Source organism: Loigolactobacillus rennini DSM 20253 (genome assembly GCF_001436505.1).
GTDB lineage: Bacteria > Bacillota > Bacilli > Lactobacillales > Lactobacillaceae > Loigolactobacillus > Loigolactobacillus rennini.
Genome location: NZ_AYYI01000026.1, coordinates 1 through 17,624 on the forward strand (window position 1 = coordinate 1; position 17,624 = coordinate 17,624).

Here is a 17,624-nt window from a genome sequence, read left to right on the forward strand (position 1 = left end):
TTACCGCCCAGAAAGCAGCTTAATAAAGTTGTCCAATTTTAAGGGTTCACTTCATCAGCTTGTTTTTTTAATTAGCATTAAGTTACCAACGATTTTTCATCACACGCCGTAATTCACGATCTTGATCCCGACGCTTGATGGTTTCACGCTTATCATAACTATGTTTACCACGTGCAACGCCTAATAAGAGCTTAGCAACACCATGTTTTAAATAAACACGCAATGGGACTAAAGTAATCCCAGCATTTTGCGTTGTCCCAATCAATTTTTTGATTTCACGTTTTTTCAACAATAGTTTGCGATTACGTAACGGATCGACATTAAATTGGTTACCCTGCTCATAAGGACTAATGTGAACATTTTCTAACCACACTTCTCCATTACGAACACGTGCAAAACCATCCTTTAAGTTCATCCGGCCAGCCCGGACAGATTTAATTTCAGTTCCCGTTAAAACAATCCCGGCTTCATAGGTTTCTAATATGGTGTAATCGTGGCGAGCTTTTTTGTTACGCGCTAAAACATTTGTCGCTGGTTTTTTCTTTTTAGCCACTGAAATCACCTCTTAATTAGTGATGTTAATTGTGATTTTGTCGTTTATGAACAACTCGTGGATGGTTACCGTTACCATGCGGACGACCTTTTGCATGCTGTTGGTTGCCTTTTCGGTAATTGCCTTTATGATTAGCCCCTTTTGGCCGACCATTACCGCCATTATGAGAAAAACGCCGTCGCGGTTTTGGCCGTTCCACTAATTTCCCTAAATCACTAGTTGGTGTATTTTTATCAGGCACTAATTTAAAGTTAATCTGACTTTGATCCATATCCACATCAGTTAATGTCACCCGGACTGGTTGGCCAATTCGATAAGTTTTCTTAGTGTGTTCGCCCACCATGGCTAAATAACTTTCAACAAAGTTATAGTAGTCGTCTTCCATGGTTGAAATGTGTATTAAACCTTCAACAGTATTTGGCAGCTCGACAAATAAACCAAATTTGGTGACTGAACTAACCACCGCATCAAATTGTTGTCCCACATACGGCAACATATATTCTGCTTTCTTTAAATCATCCGTATCGCGTTCAGCATCAATTGAACGCCGTTCCCGATTAGAACTATGAGTCGCAATTTCATCTAACTCATCACGGAATTTATCCTGTGCCTTTTCGCTAGTACCATTTTCCATGTACCAATGAACTAAGCGATGAACCATTAAATCTGGATAACGCCGGATTGGTGACGTGAAGTGCGTATAATACTTAGCAGCTAAACCAAAGTGGCCCAATAATTGATCAGCATATTTTGCCTGTTTCATACTACGTAACATCATAATCTGAACTACTGGTTCTACCGGCTGATCTTCAATTTTAGCTAAAATAGCTTGTAGCATACGGGGTTTGACATTTTCTGTATCGCCTTTAGCTACAACCCCAATATTATTGATAAACTCGTAAAATGATTTAATCTTTTCACTGTCAGGTGTTTCATGCACCCGGTATAAGAAAGGCACGTGCAACTGATAATAGTGTTTAGCAACTGTTTCATTAGCTGCCAGCATGAAAGATTCAATCATACGCTCACTGGTACCACGTTCTCTAACTTCAATATCTGTTGGGTGGCCTTCGTCATCAACAATAATTTTGGCTTCTGGTTCATCAAAATCAATTGCCCCACGCCGGTGCCGCATCTTCCATAAAATATGGTGTAATTCACCCATTTGATCAAACATCGGGGTTAAATCAGCATATTGAGCCCGAACTGATTCATCATGATCATCTAAAATTTGATTAACTGCTGTATAGGTCATCCGCGCAGCGCTTTTGATCACTGCTGGGAAAATTTCATGTTTTACTACATTTCCTTGGGGATCAATTTCCATCTCGCAAGTCATAGTTAGACGCTCAGCATTAGGATTTAGCGAGCAAATGCCATTAGATAAGCGTTCCGGTAACATCGGTAATACCCGATCAGTTAAATAAGTACTAGTACCACGTTCGTAAGCTTCTTTATCTAAAGCCGACCCTGCTTTAACATAGTGAGCCACGTCAGCAATACTGACACCTAAATGGTAGTTACCATTAGGTAATTTCCAAGCAACAACCGCATCATCAAAGTCTTTTGACGTTTCACCATCAATAGTAACGAAATTTTGTGCCGTTAAATCGCGGCGCCCTTGTTTTTCAGCCGGTTGCACTTCGGCAGGAATTTGACTAGCTTCTGCTAAAACCTCATCTGGAAATTCTGTAGGAATCCCATGTCGGTACACAATAGCTAAAATATCGACTCCAGGTGCATTTTTGTTTCCTAGATCTTGTTTAGCAATTCCCAACATACTTTTGGGATTATCTACACTAGGAAATTTGATAATATCCACTACGACCATGTCACCATCAGTCGGATGAACGCCATCGTCTGTGATGAATACTGGTACATCTTGTAAACTACGTTGAGTTAAACTAACATAGCCAAATTGACCAGAACTTTTGATCTGACTAGGTGGAAACCCAGTAAATTCACCGACTACGGTTGTGAAATTGCGCTGAATAATCTGGGTAATTTGTCCTTCCGGTCCTTTACCACTATCAGGCGCCGCTTGCTTGATAATTTCTGCTTCAACTTCATCACCATTTAACGCAAATGCTGTATTGTCCGCAGAAACATAAACATCTGGCTGTTCCGGATCGTAGCTGATAAACCCGAAACCACGGTCATTAGCATGGAAGATACCACTAACTTTAGGCCGTTGCATGGCAACACCAAAATGCCCGCTGCCATTGAGCTTAATTTTTTTAGCATGTGCTAATTGTGTTAAGGTCTGCACCAATAATTTAAATGCGGCAGCATTACGCAAATGCAGTTGTTGGCTCAATTCTTCTGCTGAAAAATAGTGATTCGCGTGCTGCGTTAAAAAATCTAAGACCTCTGTCTGAAATAATTCATTGTTTTTCAAAGTAAACCTCATTTCTGATCTAAAGAATCTTGCATATCAATAAAAAACCTCCTGCAATAAAAAACAGGAGGTTGCTGACTAGTGTGAAGACACATAAGCCAAAGCTAGCGCAAAAGCAAAAAAGAGAACGCCAAGCACAATCGTCACTTTTTGCATAAATGCCTCGAACCCACGTGCCTTTTGTTTGCCAAATAGGTCTTGCGCACCGCCAGATAAGGCACTTAACGCATCTTGTTGCTTACTGGGCTGCATCAAAACGGCGATGACGATGAGTACAGAAACAATCAGCAACAAGGTTAAGATAGTGTTGTACACCCTAGTTCCTCCTAACATTAAACTGATTTCAAAATTTAATTGTTACTGGTTCATTATTATTTCGATTTAGTTAAACCGGTTAAATACAATAGTCATATTATACCATTGATTAAAGAAGAACAAAACCTCAAAGCTTAAGTTTGTAAATTCTTGCTGGTTGCGGTAATTTGCCGTAAACGGCGGCGAACTGCACCGCGTTTAGCATGAGGCATTAGAACAATCAGGGTGTCACCAGCACGTAAAAGTGTATCACCATGGGGGATCAATACCCGATTTTGCCGGCGTACTGCAATTAGTAAACTTGAATGTGGCCATTTAACATCCCGAACTTGTTTGTCTTCTAGTGCACTTCCTGCAAATACAGGAAATTCTAAACGGTCATTTTTGCGGCTCATTTGATTTAATTTACGACCAAAGTTTAACCGGGCTAATAATGACTCATAAATTGGCGCACCGCCTAACAAGTCAACCACAACGTAAGCAACTAAAGACACAACTGCCAGTGGCATCAAATGCCGCAGATCCCCTACCATCTCAGTAATCAACAAAATAGCGGTAAATGGCGCTTTACCGATACCAGCAAAATAACCCGCCATGGCAAAAATAACAAAGTTCATAATGTAAACTTGCGGCATCCACTGCCAGCTAGCAAATAACGTCCCTAACAAGGCGCCTAACAACGCACCTAAAGTTAAAATTGGCAAAAAAATGCCACCAGGCAATCCGGAACCATAAGAAATCATCGAAAAAATAAAGCGGATTAAAAACAATGCCAATAATGGCCAAAAAGGTGGTAATTTTACTGCTAAGCCTAAAATCACCGCGTTACCGCCACCTAAAGTTTGGGGCCAAAAATAACCTAACGGAATTACTAATAACAGTGGGACAACGCCTTGAAAAGATCGTGGAAGCCATTTTAAATGGCTATACCAACCTGGCATTGCCAACAAGACACATTGATAAAGATAACCAAAGACACCTAAAATAGCGCCTAGAAGGATTAACTGCCAATACAAAGCCAGTGGAAAGCTATGGGAATATTGGATATGTAAAACAGGTGTCAACCCGAAAAAATTTAAAGAAACAAAATCAGCCGCAATTGCACTAGCTAAAGAAGTCATCCAAATTAAAGGTGAAAAATTATGGTAAATTTCTTCTAAAACAAACAATGTCCCCGCAATTGGTGCACTAAAAGCGGCAGATAATCCAGCTGCAGCACCACTAGCCAGCATAATTCGTTTTTCCGAATCGGAACGCCCCAATTTAGTCGCGATTCCTTGTCCAACTGCAGCACCTAGCTGAATTGAAGGGCCCTCACGGCCAAGAAATAAGCCGGGTGCTATTCCTAGAATCCCGGTCGTGAACTTACGCCATAAAATAGACCACCAAGGTAAAGCAATATCACCAGCTAATTGACCTTCTACCTGTGGGATCCCAGAGCCCATAATGTTGGGTTCACCTTTAACAATCACACCAATAATGAATGCTAAAATAATGCTTGCAATAATTAAGCCTAAAATCCCCATTGGATGTACATGCAACCATTGGTATAACCGCAATGTTTTTTGCAAACCAATTTCAATCGCTAAGCGAAAAAAACTGACCACTATCCCGCTGACCAAACCAATTAATAACCCTTTTAAAATGAATTTAAAACGCGTTGTATCAAAATGTTTAATTTGTCGCCAAAAAGCCACCGTTTATTCACTCCCTAACTTAAAATTATAACACTTTTCAGTAAGCCACTCAGCGTACAAAAAAATAGTGCTGCCACAGGTCGACCATGTGACAACACCATTTATTTTTAAATGTGACGTCAACCATCAATCAGTTAACTCACGTTTACACGACTATTTATCTTGATAATGAACTAATTCTAAGAAAGAATCAGGTTGTAAGCTGGCACCACCAACCAAGCCACCATCAATGTCTGGTTGTGCCATTAATTCTTTCACATTCGCTGGTTTCATGGAACCACCATATTGAATGCGCAAACTGTCAGCTGTCTTTTGATCATAAAGATCAGCGACCGTTTGCCGAATTAACTTGCAAACTTCTTGTGCTTGTTCTGGTGAAGCTGTTTCACCAGTACCAATTGCCCAAATTGGTTCATACGCAATGATCAATGACCCAACTTGGCCAGCAGTTAAGCCCTTCAAAGCAGCTTTAACTTGACCAGAAACCCACTCTGCAACTTTACCAGCTTGGCGTGTTTCTAAGCTTTCACCACAGCAGATAATTGGTGTGACACCGTTTCTAAGTAACGCATGAGCCTTCTTATTGATGTCTTCATCAGTTTCGTGGAAATAGCCACGCCGTTCACTATGACCGATAATGCCATAATCAACACCCATTTCAGCTAAAACCTTTGGTGATGTTTCACCAGTATAAGCACCTGCATCTTCAAAGTAACTATTTTCAGAAGCTACTTTTAAGTCAGTACCCTTAGCAGCATCTAATAATGTTTGTAGATCAACTGCTGGTGCACCAATAACCGCTTCAACTTTAGCGGGGTCCGCTAATTTACCTTTAACCCCAGCAACAAATTCAGCTGTTTCTTTAGGGCTTTTGTTTAACTTCCAATTACCAGCAATAATTGGTTTACGCATTTAACAACATCCTTTCACATTAAAACACAACATGCATGATTATTGGTTAGAAATAGACGCAATTCCTGGCAATTCCTTACCTTCAAGGTAGTTCAATGAAGCACCGCCACCAGTTGAAATGTGCGTTAATTTATCGCCAACACCTAACTGCTTAACAGCTGCAGTTGAATCACCGCCACCAACAATTGTCGTTGCTTGGGTTAATGTTCCTAAGTACTTGCCAATTTCTAAAGTACCATTTGCATAGTTGCTCATTTCAAAGACACCCATCGGGCCGTTCCAAACAACGGTTTTAGCATCTTTTAAAACATCTTCAAATTTAGCAATTGACTTTTTGCCAATATCTAATGCCATGTAGCCTTCTGGAATATCCCCTTCAACGTCCTTACTTGGCACGTCGTTGTCATATTTTTCAGCCACAATGTTATCAACTGGCAAAACTAATTTGTCGCCAGCTTTTTCGATAATTTGTTTAGCCACGTCAATTTTGTCTTTTTCGACTAAAGAATTACCAATTTTAATGCCTTTAGCGGCGTAGAAAGTATAAGTCATGCCACCACCGACAATGACTTTGTCCGCTTTAGCTAATAAATGGTCAATAACACCGATTTTATCGGATACCTTTGCACCACCTAAGATCGCAACAAATGGCCGCTTAGGATTATCAACTGCATTACCTAAGAACTTAATTTCTTTTTCCATCAAGAAACCAGCAGCAACTTTTTGACCATTTGCCTTCATTGCTGTTGCAATACCAACATTAGAAGCATGGGAACGGTGTGCTGTACCAAAAGCATCGTTTACAAAAACGTCCCCTAATGATGCCCAGTATTCACCGAGTTTAGGATCATTCTTGCTTTCACGTTTGCCAAAGTCATTATCAATGTCTTGGAACCGTGTGTTTTCCATTAAAAGAACCTGTCCAGCTTCAAGCTTAGCAACAGCATCTTCTAATTGTTTACCTTGGTTAACGGGAACAAAGGTAACAGGTTGCTTCAAAAGTTCAGCTAAGCGTTCAGCAACTGGTTTTAAACTCAATTCTTTCTTGTCTTCATCAGATTTAATCCGACCTAAGTGAGAAAGTAAAATGGCTTTGCCACCATGATCAATCACATATTGAATAGTTGGCAATGCTGCGACGATCCGATTGTCGTCACCGATCACACCATTTTTGATTGGAACATTAAAATCAACACGGATCAAAACTTTTTTGTTTTTAACATCTAAATCGGAAACAGTCAATTTAGCCATGTAAATAGCCTCCTTAAAATGATTAATGCACAAAATAACATATCAGTGAACACTTATTATTATACCTGATTAAATTAAAATTTGGATAGGTATAATGCAACATAGATCTGTACTCACTAAAAAAGGCAGAGGGAGTCAGCCTCCCTCCGCCTTTGGTAAAGCATTATGCGGTTTGAAATTTACAATACGCTAATTAAAGTGTGGCAAATTTCAACAAAGTACGAACCATTTGGCAAGTGAAGCCATATTCGTTATCGTACCAAGCAACAGTCTTAACTAATTGCTTGTCACCAGAAGTTGTAACTTCTGTTTGTGTTGGGTCAAAGATTGAACCAAATGTTGTACCGATAACGTCGCTGGATACAATTTCATCAGCATTGTATCCAAAGCTTTCGTTGCCATCAGTGTGTTTCTTCATTGCTGCGTTAACTTCGTCAGCTGTAACTTGTTTGCCCAAGATAGCAACTAATTCTGTTAATGAACCGTCAACAACACCAACACGTTGTGCATGGCCTTGTAATTTACCCTTCAATTCTGGGATTACTAAGCCGATTGCCTTAGCAGCACCAGTTGAGTGAGGAATTGTGTTAACGCCAGCTGCACGAGCAGAACGTAAGTTACCACCACGAACTGGGCCATCAAGGATCATTTGTGTAGATGTGTAAGCATGGATAGTTGTCATAGTACCAACTTCAATGCCGAATTCTTTGTTCATTGCATCTGCTAAAGGAGCTAAGCAGTTTGTTGTGCATGAACCAGCTGAAACGATCTTGTCATCAGCAGTCAAAACATCATCGTTAACGTTGTAAACAACGGTCTTCAAGTCATTGCCAGCTGGTGCTGAAATCAAGACACGTTTTGCACCTGCATCCAAGTGTGCTTGTGCTTTGTCTTTTGATGTATAGAAACCTGTACATTCAAGGACGAAGTCTACACCATCATTTTTAACCCACGGAATATTTTGTGCTTTTGGTTCTGCATAGACACGGTATTTCTTGCCATCAACAATAATGCCATCATCTGTAGCACTTACGTCAGCAGAAAAAGTACCATGTGTTGAATCATACTTTAATAAGTGAGCCAACATTGCAGGTGAAGTCAAGTCATTGATAGCGACAACTTCGATATCATTTGATTTGGCACCTAATTCGTAAATACGACGGAAAGCCAAACGGCCGATACGTCCGAAACCATTAATACCAATTTTTACAGTCATACCAAAATTTCCTCCTTTAGGAAATAAAAAATTTATTTTAAAGGGTTGCCCCTTTTAAAATCAGATTTGCAGCACCTTCATCCGTGATTAACCACGTCTGCTTAGGTGCTAATCGTGCGTATGCCTTGATTGCAGCAGCTTTATTGCTACCACCAGCAACAGCAATCACACTAGGAATTTGTTCAAGGTCGCGAAGCTGCAAGCCAATACGCGGAATTTTATAAACCACTTGACCCGTCTGATCAAAAAAGTAACCAAACGCTTCTCCGACTGCCTGCTTTTGTTTTAACATGGTGATCGTGGCAGCAGACATGTCACGTCGTTGAGCCATCGGAATGGCCTCACCAATACTATGAACCACCGCTGTACTTTTGTCAACTAACTGTAATACTTCTTTCACAGCCGGTTCAGCCAACAGTGGTTTGTACGTCTGTTCACTGACATGCTCAGGAATATAAAGCACACGGTGCTCGCCGCCAGTGTGAACTGCCATCTGTGCGCAAATGGTGTTAGCTTGAATGTCAACCATCTCACCAAGGCCGCCACGAGCTGGCACAAAAATCAAACGCCGCTTTTTCGCCAACTTGGGTGTCAACGCATTGGCGACGTGGGCCATGGTTGTCCCACCCATAACCGCAATGATACTTTCACCCTGGGGTAATAACAGATCCAAAGTTTCGTTGGCTAACTTTCCCATTGCCGCAGGAATTTTAGACAAATTAGCAGAATCACCAGCAACGATCAAACAATGGTCAATTCCCAATGCTTGACCAAGTTGCTTTTCTTTAGCATGAACACCGAGTAACTGATCCATCACTTCAGCTAAGCTATGATAAGCTTCCTTGCCTTCTAGCGTTAAAATCATCCCTGATTTAGAGGTTGTCACTAAATCATGGGCACGCAAAAAATCTGTTTCAGTTCTTAATGCTCGTTCACTTAAACCAACTTTTTGTGCCAACAAACGGCGACCAATCGGTGCTAACCAATAAATAAACTGTAGAATCCGAAAACGTTTCTTAAATACAGAAAATACATCTGGTACTAACACTTCGAGCCACGCTAATTCATGATGCATGCTAATCCTCTTCCTTAGTGGGACAAATATTGTCCAACTATGTCGGGTAGTGACCCACCACGGGCAAAAACAAAGTGCACAGGCGTTCTGTTCACTTCCTAAGCACAATGTTATTATAACAAGGCCCATTTCTGAATGCAAGGCAAAGGACTGCAATAAAAATACAAATTTTAATCAAAGCGTTTACGCCGGCTTGACGATTGAATACCTAAACTCAACCGATATTTAGCCACCGTGCGGCGAGAGATCGTAATCCCCTTTTCGGCCAGTAATTTAACCAAGCGCTGGTCAGATAATGGCTTTGCCTTATTTTCTTGGTCAATTAAATTTTGTAATTGTTGTTTAACATTTGCCGCAGAAGCTATCTGCTCATTACCAATCGCATTGGTAAAGAAATGTTTCAATTCAAATACACCAAAATCTGCTTGCAGAAATTTACCATTAACAGTCCGACTGATAGTCGATTCATGAACACCTAATTTGGCTGCTACATCCCGCAATAATAGTGGCTTAAGCGGGCGTTTTGTATCGAAGAAAAAATCATGCTGGCGTTCAATAATTTCCTGCCCAACACGTAAAATTGTTTGCCCACGTTGTAAAACACTTTTTTGCAACCAGTCGAATTCCCTTTTCTTCTCCTTCATATAATCCGTCACTTCTTGATCATTAGTTTTTAACATGCGATCAAAGTAACGTTTTTGAAAGGTCACCCGAGGTTGGCTATCCTGTGCTAAATCTAAAACTAATCGGTCCCCTTGACGTTGCACAATTAATTCAGGGCGAACAAAATTGTTTTGCACTTGGTTAAAGGCTGCTCCCGGCCGCGGCGATAAAGTTTGCACGTAATCTAAAATGTGCTGGATGTCTGTCACTTTTACTTGATATTTTGTCGCTAACTTTTGCCAACGGCGTTCAACAAAATCCATAAAATCGTCTTCTAAAATAATGTAAGCTAAATTAGGTGCCGCATCATCATTTTCCGTTTGTAACATTAGGCTTTCTTGTAAATTACGCGCCCCGACACCTGGCGGGTCCAATTGCTGCAATAAAGTGACTGCATCTAATATTTGTAATTTTGGCGCACCTGTTTTTTGTTGAATATTATCATCGCTTATCCGTAAGTAGCCATTCAAATCAACGTATTCTAGCAAAAACAACACTAAATCCCGCAAAGGCGTATCACGCATGGTTAAGTGCACTTGCTCTAATAAATATTCGAACAATGATTGTGTGGTATCTGGAATAGCATTCATAAAATTATCTACCCGCCGTTGACTACCACCCAGATTAGCCTGACCATGGACTTGATGAACGGTTAATAATGGATTTTCCAAACTTTTTTGCTGTAAAAAGTGCTGCAAACCATCCGCATTATACTGTAAAATTTGAATGGACTGTTGTAATTGTTGCGTCATCACCAGCTTTTGCACCTGCTTTTGCTGTTGGTGAAGCTTTTGTTGGAATGCCATGATTAACCGTCCCTTCCCTAATTACACCAAAGTCTCCACCTTCTATTTTAACTAAGTTGACGCGTTTTAGCCATTGTTTTAATTAATTTACAAATTGGGGCTTGTATTTTATTACAATTTTCGGTAGAATATTCATTGTTGTTTAGAGGCGCCCGTAGTGTAATGGATATCACGTGAGATTCCGGTTCTTGAGATGGGGGTTCGATTCCCTCCGGGCGCATAATAGAGTAAATGAGAACGAAATACCATTTCGAAAAATGCTGTTAAGTCAACGCTTAACGGTATTTTTTATTTTTAGAATAAACTAAAAAGGACTAAAAAATAAATAAAGTGTGCACGTTTTGTGCACGGTCATTAAAAATAATCACTCCCGTTATGCGTATGTTTACCTATATAAAGGAGTGATTTTTATGCAAGAACAAATTTTCAATGCAAAAAGTATCTGTGATATCAAGTTACAGATTAGAGTTGCGGATAATATTGCACTAATCACTATTGATACTACAGATGAGTTCATTATGACATCAATTTAGCCAAATACAATAACAACCAAGCGATTCTTGGCTTGTTAACAATCTTTACATTACTGCAATAGCCGCTAATATCTCATTCAGTAATCCAATTTTAAAAAAGTCAACGACAAGATCGATGAGTTTAAGAACGAAAAGCTCTGAGAAAGTCGCAAAAACATTTGTGAATGCGCTTGCAAAAAATAAAAATAAGGATATACTGTTACATGAGTACTTGAGTACTCAAGATGAAATTAAGGAGTTGAAAACTATTTTTGATCAACCAATGAGCAAACGTACGCAAATTTCTAGTGATATTCAAAAAGATATTACTAATAAAAGAAAAGTTGGTGATAAACTACCGTCGGAAACTGAATATGCTAAACATTACAATGTCGCGCGGTCAACCATACAAAAAGTCTTAAAGGATTTAGAACGATTACATTTAATTACACGTATTCAAGGTAAAGGATCATTCGTCACATTAAATTATCCTAAGATAGATATGTTTAATTTCAAAGGATTCTCCGATTACGCAAGAGAAATTGGAGCAACTCCAATCACAAAATTAATCGAGAAAAAGATTATCAGAAAAAAGTTAATTTTAAAAAGACTACGTTCTATTAACATTAATGGTAAAATCACACCTTTAACATTCGACACTTCAATAATCGATTTGCAAACCTTTTCTGGTTTATCAAAATATAATTTTGAAAAAAATTCTTTATACGAAACAATGCGTAAACAGTATGACGTACAGCCGTCTAATGCAATTTTAAATGTAATCCCTATTTTAGGTACAGATCAAGAGCATACCTTACTAAAAGTGGATAAAGATACGCCACTATTAAAAATATCAGGTAAAGTTTTTGATAACAACGAGAATTTAGTGGAGAATTTAAATATTGTCTATAGTAACCAAGCCAATTTTAAATTCATTATAGGTATTTAGGAGCGTTAAAAATGCAGGATAAAAAAAGAATTCTAGGTACAATCTATGGCCAGGCCATTGGTGATTCAATGGGTATGCCAACCGAATTATGGCCAGTCCAACAAATCCAACAAAAATTTGGTAATAAAGTTACAACCTTTTTAGATGGTACTAGTGATAATGAGATAGCTGCCAATTTTACAAAAGGTGAATATACAGATGATACTAATCAAGCTTTAGCAATCATAGAAGCTTTAATTGAGTCAGACTGGAAACCAAACAAAAAAATCATTGTTAAACATATCCTAGACTGGGCCAACAAAGCTGGCGCTTGGACTAATAACATCTTAGGACCAAGTAGTAAAGCTGCGTTAAAAGCGATTAGAGCAGGCCAAGATCCTAATGAAATCACTAAAACAGCCTTAACCAATGGGTGCGGTATGCGTATAGCTCCAATTGGAGCCTTATTTGAACCAGCTCAATTAAATGAACTAGTAAAAATGGTTTATGAAGTGACACGTATTACGCATTCCAGTGATGTTGCTATAAGTGGAGCTTGCCTTATTGCCGGTGCCGTAACAGCAGGAACAGCCAATTATAATTGGGATGAGATTGTTCATTACGCGATTACCGCAAGCGACACCGGCTTTTCCCTAGGCGCACCAACCTGGGCGGCAAAAGTTAAGGATCGCACTAAACTTGGTATTAAATTAGCACAAGAATATCGATACGACGAACATGAATTTAGTAAGGCAGTTTATGATTTAATTGGTACGGGAACAATGATTTCAGAAAGCATTCCTGCTGCACTCACAATTGCTTATTACACACGAAGTGTAAAACACTGTGCAATTCTTTGTACTAACTTGGGCGGTGATACTGATACTATTGGAGCAATGGCAACTGCTATTTGTGGTGCCAAAGAAGGCGTAGATGCAATTCCTACAGATTGGGTCAAATTAATTAATAAAAAGAACCCGCAACATAATATTGAAAAAATTGCAGAAAAAATGATGACCTTTAGACAGAATAATTGAGGTGACTATTTATGAATAAAGAAGAAATAGTTATTAATAATAAAGACAAAACATTAACTCCAGGTAAATTATTTTATAACTGGTTTGCTGCTAACATTGGAATTATGGGATTTGTCTATGGGGCTATTATCGTTAGTTATCACATGTCTTTTATCCAAGCGCTATTTGCTGCTTTAGTTGGGGCGCTGTCATTCCTAATTCCGGGTTGGGTAGCTTATAGCGGTAGAAAGAACGGAATTACGACTTTTAAAATGAGTCGTGCTGCCTTCGGTACGCATGGCAATAAAATTCCAAATGGCATTGCATGGTTCAATATGGTTGGCTGGTTAGCCGTTAATATCACTACAATTACGCTTTTGCTATCATCAATGTTTGGTACAGTAGGTATTCCAAAAAATAAACCTACTTTGGTATTTGCGTTAGTCATTGCGGGTGGACTGGTACTAATAACTGGTCTACTTAAAGAAGATACGCTCGCCAAAATTCAAACTTGGCTTAGCTATATTTTTGGAATATTAACTTTTATTATTTTACTCATGTTTTTAGCAAAAACAGATTGGCATTTAGCTTTTCATATGAAAACTGGTTCACTTGTTGGCGGATGGTTACCTGCTGTTGCCTATGTTGCCGCAGGATCTGGAATCTCATGGTCAATGGCCGCAGCTGATTGGGGTGCTTATGTAAAAACATCTACTAAATCATCTAAAACGTTTTGGAATACAACTATGGGGGGAGCAATTCCTCTATTTATTTTAATGGTCGGTGGAATCCTATTAGCTACTATTAAGCCTAACTTAGCAGCAGCTTCAGAACCATTTGCTGTCATGTACTCAGCAGTCCCTACATGGTTCGGCTTTCTATACTTTCTAGTTGCTGCTGGTGGCTTAATTCCACAATGTTTAGTCTCATTTAGATCTGCTCGAATTAATTTGGAAACACTGGGAATCCACGTCTCTCAGCTAACTTCTCTTGTTATCCACGGTGTTATTGTTTTCTGCATTCCAATTTATGTTTTGTTTATTTCAGGTGACTTTCTAAGTAACTTCGAAATATTTTTAAACATACTAGGTACTTGTCTTGCGTCTTGGGTAGCTATCTTTCTTTGTGATAACGTTATGTATCGTAGCAACGGATATGATATAAAACTACTAGTATCAGATTCGGCCGTTACTTATAACTGGAAAGGAATAGTCGCCTGGATTATTGCTACTATTGTCGGATTCTTATTTACAAATAATGCTATTTGGACTGGCCCTTTTGCTCAAGGCATATTCTACAATACCAATCTCGGTGTATTTATTTCAGGTATTATTGCTATATTTTTAATGGTAATTTTAAAGCCTTTTAAGTCTCATGCAAAGGAAGGTTAATATGAAAAAAGCATTAATAATTGGTGCTGCTTTTGTTGATATAGTTGTTACTGTTCCTGAACTTTTACGCTCTGGCGGAGATGTAACTGGAACACTTAAGCAGACAACAATTGGAGGCTGCGCATTTAATGTACTGGGGGCAATTAGTCATAGCAAACAAAATGCTGATTTATTTGTCCCTATTGGTAAAGGACAGTATGCAACGTTAGTTAGGAAAAAACTTTCTGAATTAAACATTCCAATCTTACTTCCCACTAAAGATGGCGATAATGGCTGGGATATCTGCTTAATCGAACCAAATGGTGAACGATCATTTTTAACGATTCAAGGGGTCGAACAAAATTGGCAACGAGACTGGTTTAAGCAATTAAATTGGGAAAACTATCAATATGTTTACTTAAGTGGCTACGAAATGGAAAACATTGCGGCAGCAAATGAAATATTAGCAGGACTTGCCACAGCCCCTAAGAATATACAAATACTATTTGATGCTTCTCCGCGCTTAAAACACATTCCACAAAATACAATTAATAGACTAATGTCAATGAACGTTATTATAAATTGCAACCAAGATGAAATTAATGTACTTGAAAAGAAAAATAATTCTATTGAAAATAAAGTCAAATCAATTTATCATCGAACACATCACCCAATCATAGTAACACTCGGTTCAGAAGGAACGTATTATTATGATGGTGATACTTCCGAAGTTATTCCAGCAAAAAAGGCAAAAGTAGTCAATACTATTGGTGCGGGCGATACCCATTGTGGTGCTTTGATAGCCGCTTTATTAAAAGGAAAAACGCTTAAATCAGCTATTATTTACTCCAATAAGTTGGCAGCTAAAGTAGTTGAACAAGAAAATGGCAGTTTAAGTTGAATAAGTAATTATTATATTATTGCATCTAAATTATAATAAAAAATAAAACCTATAGTCTCTTAATCGAGATTATAGGTTTTATTATTATACAAATTATTTAAATTGTCCCCAGAGATTATTAGTCGTGCCCGTCGGATGCACCGGTAAATACAGATCCCTACCGTTGTATCCCACATAATGTACCCATGTGTAACCGTCGTAGTTGATCCAGCTATCGTATTTGATGGACGCATATGCTGGTAGCATGCCAGCCCGTAGCGCACCAGTCCCAGCCAGATGGCGCACTTGGATTGGTGTATCACCATTGACAAACGTGCCATTTTCGGCTTTAAAACCTGCAGCTAGGTGTCGTTGCAGATTGCTATTGGTTGTGCCAGGGTTTTGATTGCTAGCAGGCTTGTCAGCCACGGGTTGGTCTGCTGTGCCTAAACTAGAAACACCAGTTACTACATCCTTGCCTAATGTCTCCTGAGATACACCCCATTTGTTCAAATAACCGACTGGATCGCTATGGTTACCCCACATATTTTGGCTAACAAAATTATGCGTAATGATCCCGCCATTGATGTTGTTAAACTGCAACGGGATGCCAAACTGTCTGGCAGAGTCATGTGCTAACTTAACGTAGGCAGCATAGTCTTGCTTAAACTGTGCATAGGTGTTAGCATGGCCAAGCTCAATCTGCACAGGACTGTTTGCGTTGGCGTACGTACCAGCACCCCAGGCAACATAGCCTGGTTGGCCAACCTGGTAGACTTGACCACCGTCACCGACGACGTATTGAGTGTAAGTGTAGCTGCTATTCCAGTTGTTTTTAAAATAGCTGGCGTTGTCACGGGCGCCAGACTCGGTCCCGACATCATGTAAGACTACATATTTATTATTCGCTACCTGGCTTGAACCTTCACTGGCGCCTAAAGCAAAGGATTTATCCACATTGTAGGCGTTAGCAGTATTAGTGGCCCCAAATAAAAGAGCGGCCGCAAATGCAGTCGCTCCTAAGATAACCTTTAGTTTATTTGATTTTTTCATAGCTGCCTCCTTTATAAAATTTTAAACAGCTGTTGCAAAATAATATATAATAGTCCAGTCGTTGAGCTAATCCCGATGATTAACTGCCACATATTCTTGCGGCTAATCAGTTGCAGCTGGTGTTTGTGTTGTTCTTCAGTTTCATTGCGTTTAATAATCGCTCCAAGAATATCGTTGTTTTGTTCCCGCAGATATTTATTAGATTGGTCTACGCGATCCAATCCCTGTAGAAATTCTTTGTGCATCTGCAACATTTCATGTTCTACGCGGCCTAAGCGCTTCTCGTGGTCCCGCAGCAATTTTTCATGTGCTTGAATTAATTTATGATCACTCTTTTCCTCCAACTTAATCACCTGCCATTGCTGTAAAATCAGCAAATTTAGTGCGAGCAATATTAGCAATCTCGCTCATAGGCAAGTCAGTAAAAGATTGTTTAGCGGTTAAATCCTCACTGTTCAGATTAATCGTGCCGTTGATAAAGCTAGCACCCTCATTACCATTAAAGCTAACGGATGTCCCCACCGCTTCACCGTTATCATTAAAACTATAATTCAAGTCAGTCATTCTAATTTCCATCGTTATTGCTCCCTTCAAAATTTTCTTCCAATTGATCCATTAATAAATCGTAGGCAGTTGCGTCTTGATTTTTTAATTCGTAAGGATAGTCTTTAATTGCTTCATACAGAGACTTTAATTTTTCTACATATTCTGTGATGGTAATAACTGTGGCCTCATTTTCCAGCTCAAAGGCAACCTTACGTGCTTCTTGTTCTTCAGTCTTAATTACTTGGCCATCATCAAAGTAAGGCTCTAAAGCTTCCTTGCGATCAGCCGCATATTCCTCATTCTTGGCCACAATCAATTTCAAAAGTTTAGACCGCCCACGACTAGCTTTACTTTTTAAATTTAACGCACCCAGCAGATTGCCGACAGCGACTAGTTCAACATTTTTAAATTTTAGCGTTTGTGTCATTGTTGT

General features: G+C 39.2%; 18 protein-coding genes and 1 tRNA gene. 6 read left to right on the forward strand and 13 right to left on the reverse strand.

Features of this window, described 5'->3' with window-relative positions; all coding sequences use genetic code 11:
• Positions 1 to 82: 82 nt before the first annotated feature.
• From smpB to rpoN, 9 genes are all read right to left on the reverse strand, one after another.
• Positions 83 to 553: an SsrA-binding protein SmpB gene (smpB, locus tag FC24_RS04095; protein ID WP_057873610.1), complete on the reverse strand. Its 471-nt coding sequence runs from the start codon at positions 551 to 553 to the stop codon at positions 83 to 85.
• A gap of 25 nt (positions 554 to 578) precedes the next feature.
• Complete coding sequence (gene rnr, locus FC24_RS04100; protein ID WP_057873611.1) at positions 579 to 2,951, reverse strand: ribonuclease R; 2,373 nt, start codon at positions 2,949 to 2,951, stop codon at positions 579 to 581.
• A gap of 78 nt (positions 2,952 to 3,029) precedes the next feature.
• Complete coding sequence (gene secG, locus FC24_RS04105) at positions 3,030 to 3,266, reverse strand: preprotein translocase subunit SecG (RefSeq protein WP_057873612.1); 237 nt, start codon at positions 3,264 to 3,266, stop codon at positions 3,030 to 3,032.
• Positions 3,267 to 3,400: 134 nt separating this feature from the next.
• Positions 3,401 to 4,963, reverse strand: coding sequence for a ClC family H(+)/Cl(-) exchange transporter (locus FC24_RS04110; protein WP_057873613.1), 1,563 nt, complete (start codon positions 4,961 to 4,963; stop codon positions 3,401 to 3,403).
• 153 nt (positions 4,964 to 5,116) lie between these two features.
• Positions 5,117 to 5,875, reverse strand: coding sequence for a triose-phosphate isomerase (gene tpiA, locus FC24_RS04115; RefSeq protein ID WP_057873614.1), 759 nt, complete (start codon positions 5,873 to 5,875; stop codon positions 5,117 to 5,119).
• Between the two features lie 39 nt (positions 5,876 to 5,914).
• Positions 5,915 to 7,126 (reverse strand): phosphoglycerate kinase, encoded by a 1,212-nt coding sequence (locus tag FC24_RS04120; protein WP_057873615.1) that lies wholly within the window; start codon positions 7,124 to 7,126, stop codon positions 5,915 to 5,917.
• A 193-nt stretch (positions 7,127 to 7,319) separates the two neighbouring features.
• Positions 7,320 to 8,342: a type I glyceraldehyde-3-phosphate dehydrogenase gene (gene gap, locus FC24_RS04125; protein WP_057873616.1), complete on the reverse strand. Its 1,023-nt coding sequence runs from the start codon at positions 8,340 to 8,342 to the stop codon at positions 7,320 to 7,322.
• A gap of 37 nt (positions 8,343 to 8,379) precedes the next feature.
• Positions 8,380 to 9,417: a sugar-binding transcriptional regulator gene (locus tag FC24_RS04130; RefSeq protein ID WP_057873617.1), complete on the reverse strand. Its 1,038-nt coding sequence runs from the start codon at positions 9,415 to 9,417 to the stop codon at positions 8,380 to 8,382.
• Positions 9,418 to 9,587: 170 nt separating this feature from the next.
• Complete coding sequence (gene rpoN / locus FC24_RS04135) at positions 9,588 to 10,886, reverse strand: RNA polymerase factor sigma-54 (RefSeq protein WP_057873618.1); 1,299 nt, start codon at positions 10,884 to 10,886, stop codon at positions 9,588 to 9,590.
• A gap of 148 nt (positions 10,887 to 11,034) precedes the next feature.
• On the opposite strand from rpoN, the gene FC24_RS04140 reads away from it, so the two are divergent.
• The 6 genes from FC24_RS04140 to FC24_RS04160 all read left to right on the forward strand — a co-directional run bounded on the left by FC24_RS04140 (position 11,035) and on the right by FC24_RS04160 (position 15,613).
• Positions 11,035 to 11,106: transfer RNA gene (locus FC24_RS04140), tRNA-Arg, on the forward strand.
• A 190-nt stretch (positions 11,107 to 11,296) separates the two neighbouring features.
• The gene (locus FC24_RS11880) at positions 11,297 to 11,419 is read left to right on the forward strand and encodes a hypothetical protein (RefSeq protein ID WP_268872298.1); all 123 of its coding nucleotides are present in this window, start codon (positions 11,297 to 11,299) and stop codon (positions 11,417 to 11,419) included.
• Positions 11,420 to 11,534: 115 nt separating this feature from the next.
• The gene (locus FC24_RS04145; RefSeq protein ID WP_235807312.1) at positions 11,535 to 12,347 is read left to right on the forward strand and encodes a GntR family transcriptional regulator; all 813 of its coding nucleotides are present in this window, start codon (positions 11,535 to 11,537) and stop codon (positions 12,345 to 12,347) included.
• Positions 12,348 to 12,358: 11 nt separating this feature from the next.
• The gene (locus FC24_RS04150; RefSeq protein WP_057873619.1) at positions 12,359 to 13,363 is read left to right on the forward strand and encodes an ADP-ribosylglycohydrolase family protein; all 1,005 of its coding nucleotides are present in this window, start codon (positions 12,359 to 12,361) and stop codon (positions 13,361 to 13,363) included.
• Positions 13,364 to 13,374: 11 nt separating this feature from the next.
• On the forward strand, positions 13,375 to 14,733 hold the full coding sequence (locus FC24_RS04155) for a purine-cytosine permease family protein (protein WP_057873620.1): 1,359 nt from the start codon (positions 13,375 to 13,377) through the stop codon (positions 14,731 to 14,733).
• Position 14,734: 1 nt separating this feature from the next.
• Positions 14,735 to 15,613, forward strand: coding sequence for a PfkB family carbohydrate kinase (locus FC24_RS04160; RefSeq protein ID WP_057873621.1), 879 nt, complete (start codon positions 14,735 to 14,737; stop codon positions 15,611 to 15,613).
• 93 nt (positions 15,614 to 15,706) lie between these two features.
• Here the strand turns inward: FC24_RS04160 and FC24_RS04165 are convergent, their stop codons facing one another.
• From FC24_RS04165 to FC24_RS04180, 4 genes are read right to left on the reverse strand one after another with little or no spacing between them, the layout of a single operon-like run.
• A complete protein-coding gene (locus FC24_RS04165) occupies positions 15,707 to 16,645 on the reverse strand; it encodes an N-acetylmuramoyl-L-alanine amidase (RefSeq protein WP_057873622.1) in 939 nt (312 codons plus the stop codon).
• An 11-nt stretch (positions 16,646 to 16,656) separates the two neighbouring features.
• On the reverse strand, positions 16,657 to 16,989 hold the full coding sequence (locus FC24_RS04170) for a hypothetical protein (RefSeq protein WP_057873623.1): 333 nt from the start codon (positions 16,987 to 16,989) through the stop codon (positions 16,657 to 16,659).
• A gap of 1 nt (position 16,990) precedes the next feature.
• Complete coding sequence (locus tag FC24_RS04175; RefSeq protein ID WP_057873624.1) at positions 16,991 to 17,221, reverse strand: hypothetical protein; 231 nt, start codon at positions 17,219 to 17,221, stop codon at positions 16,991 to 16,993.
• Complete coding sequence (locus FC24_RS04180; RefSeq protein ID WP_057873625.1) at positions 17,211 to 17,618, reverse strand: hypothetical protein; 408 nt, start codon at positions 17,616 to 17,618, stop codon at positions 17,211 to 17,213. The genes FC24_RS04175 and FC24_RS04180 overlap by 11 nt, the downstream gene beginning before the upstream one ends.
• Between the last annotated feature and the right edge of the window lie 6 nt (positions 17,619 to 17,624).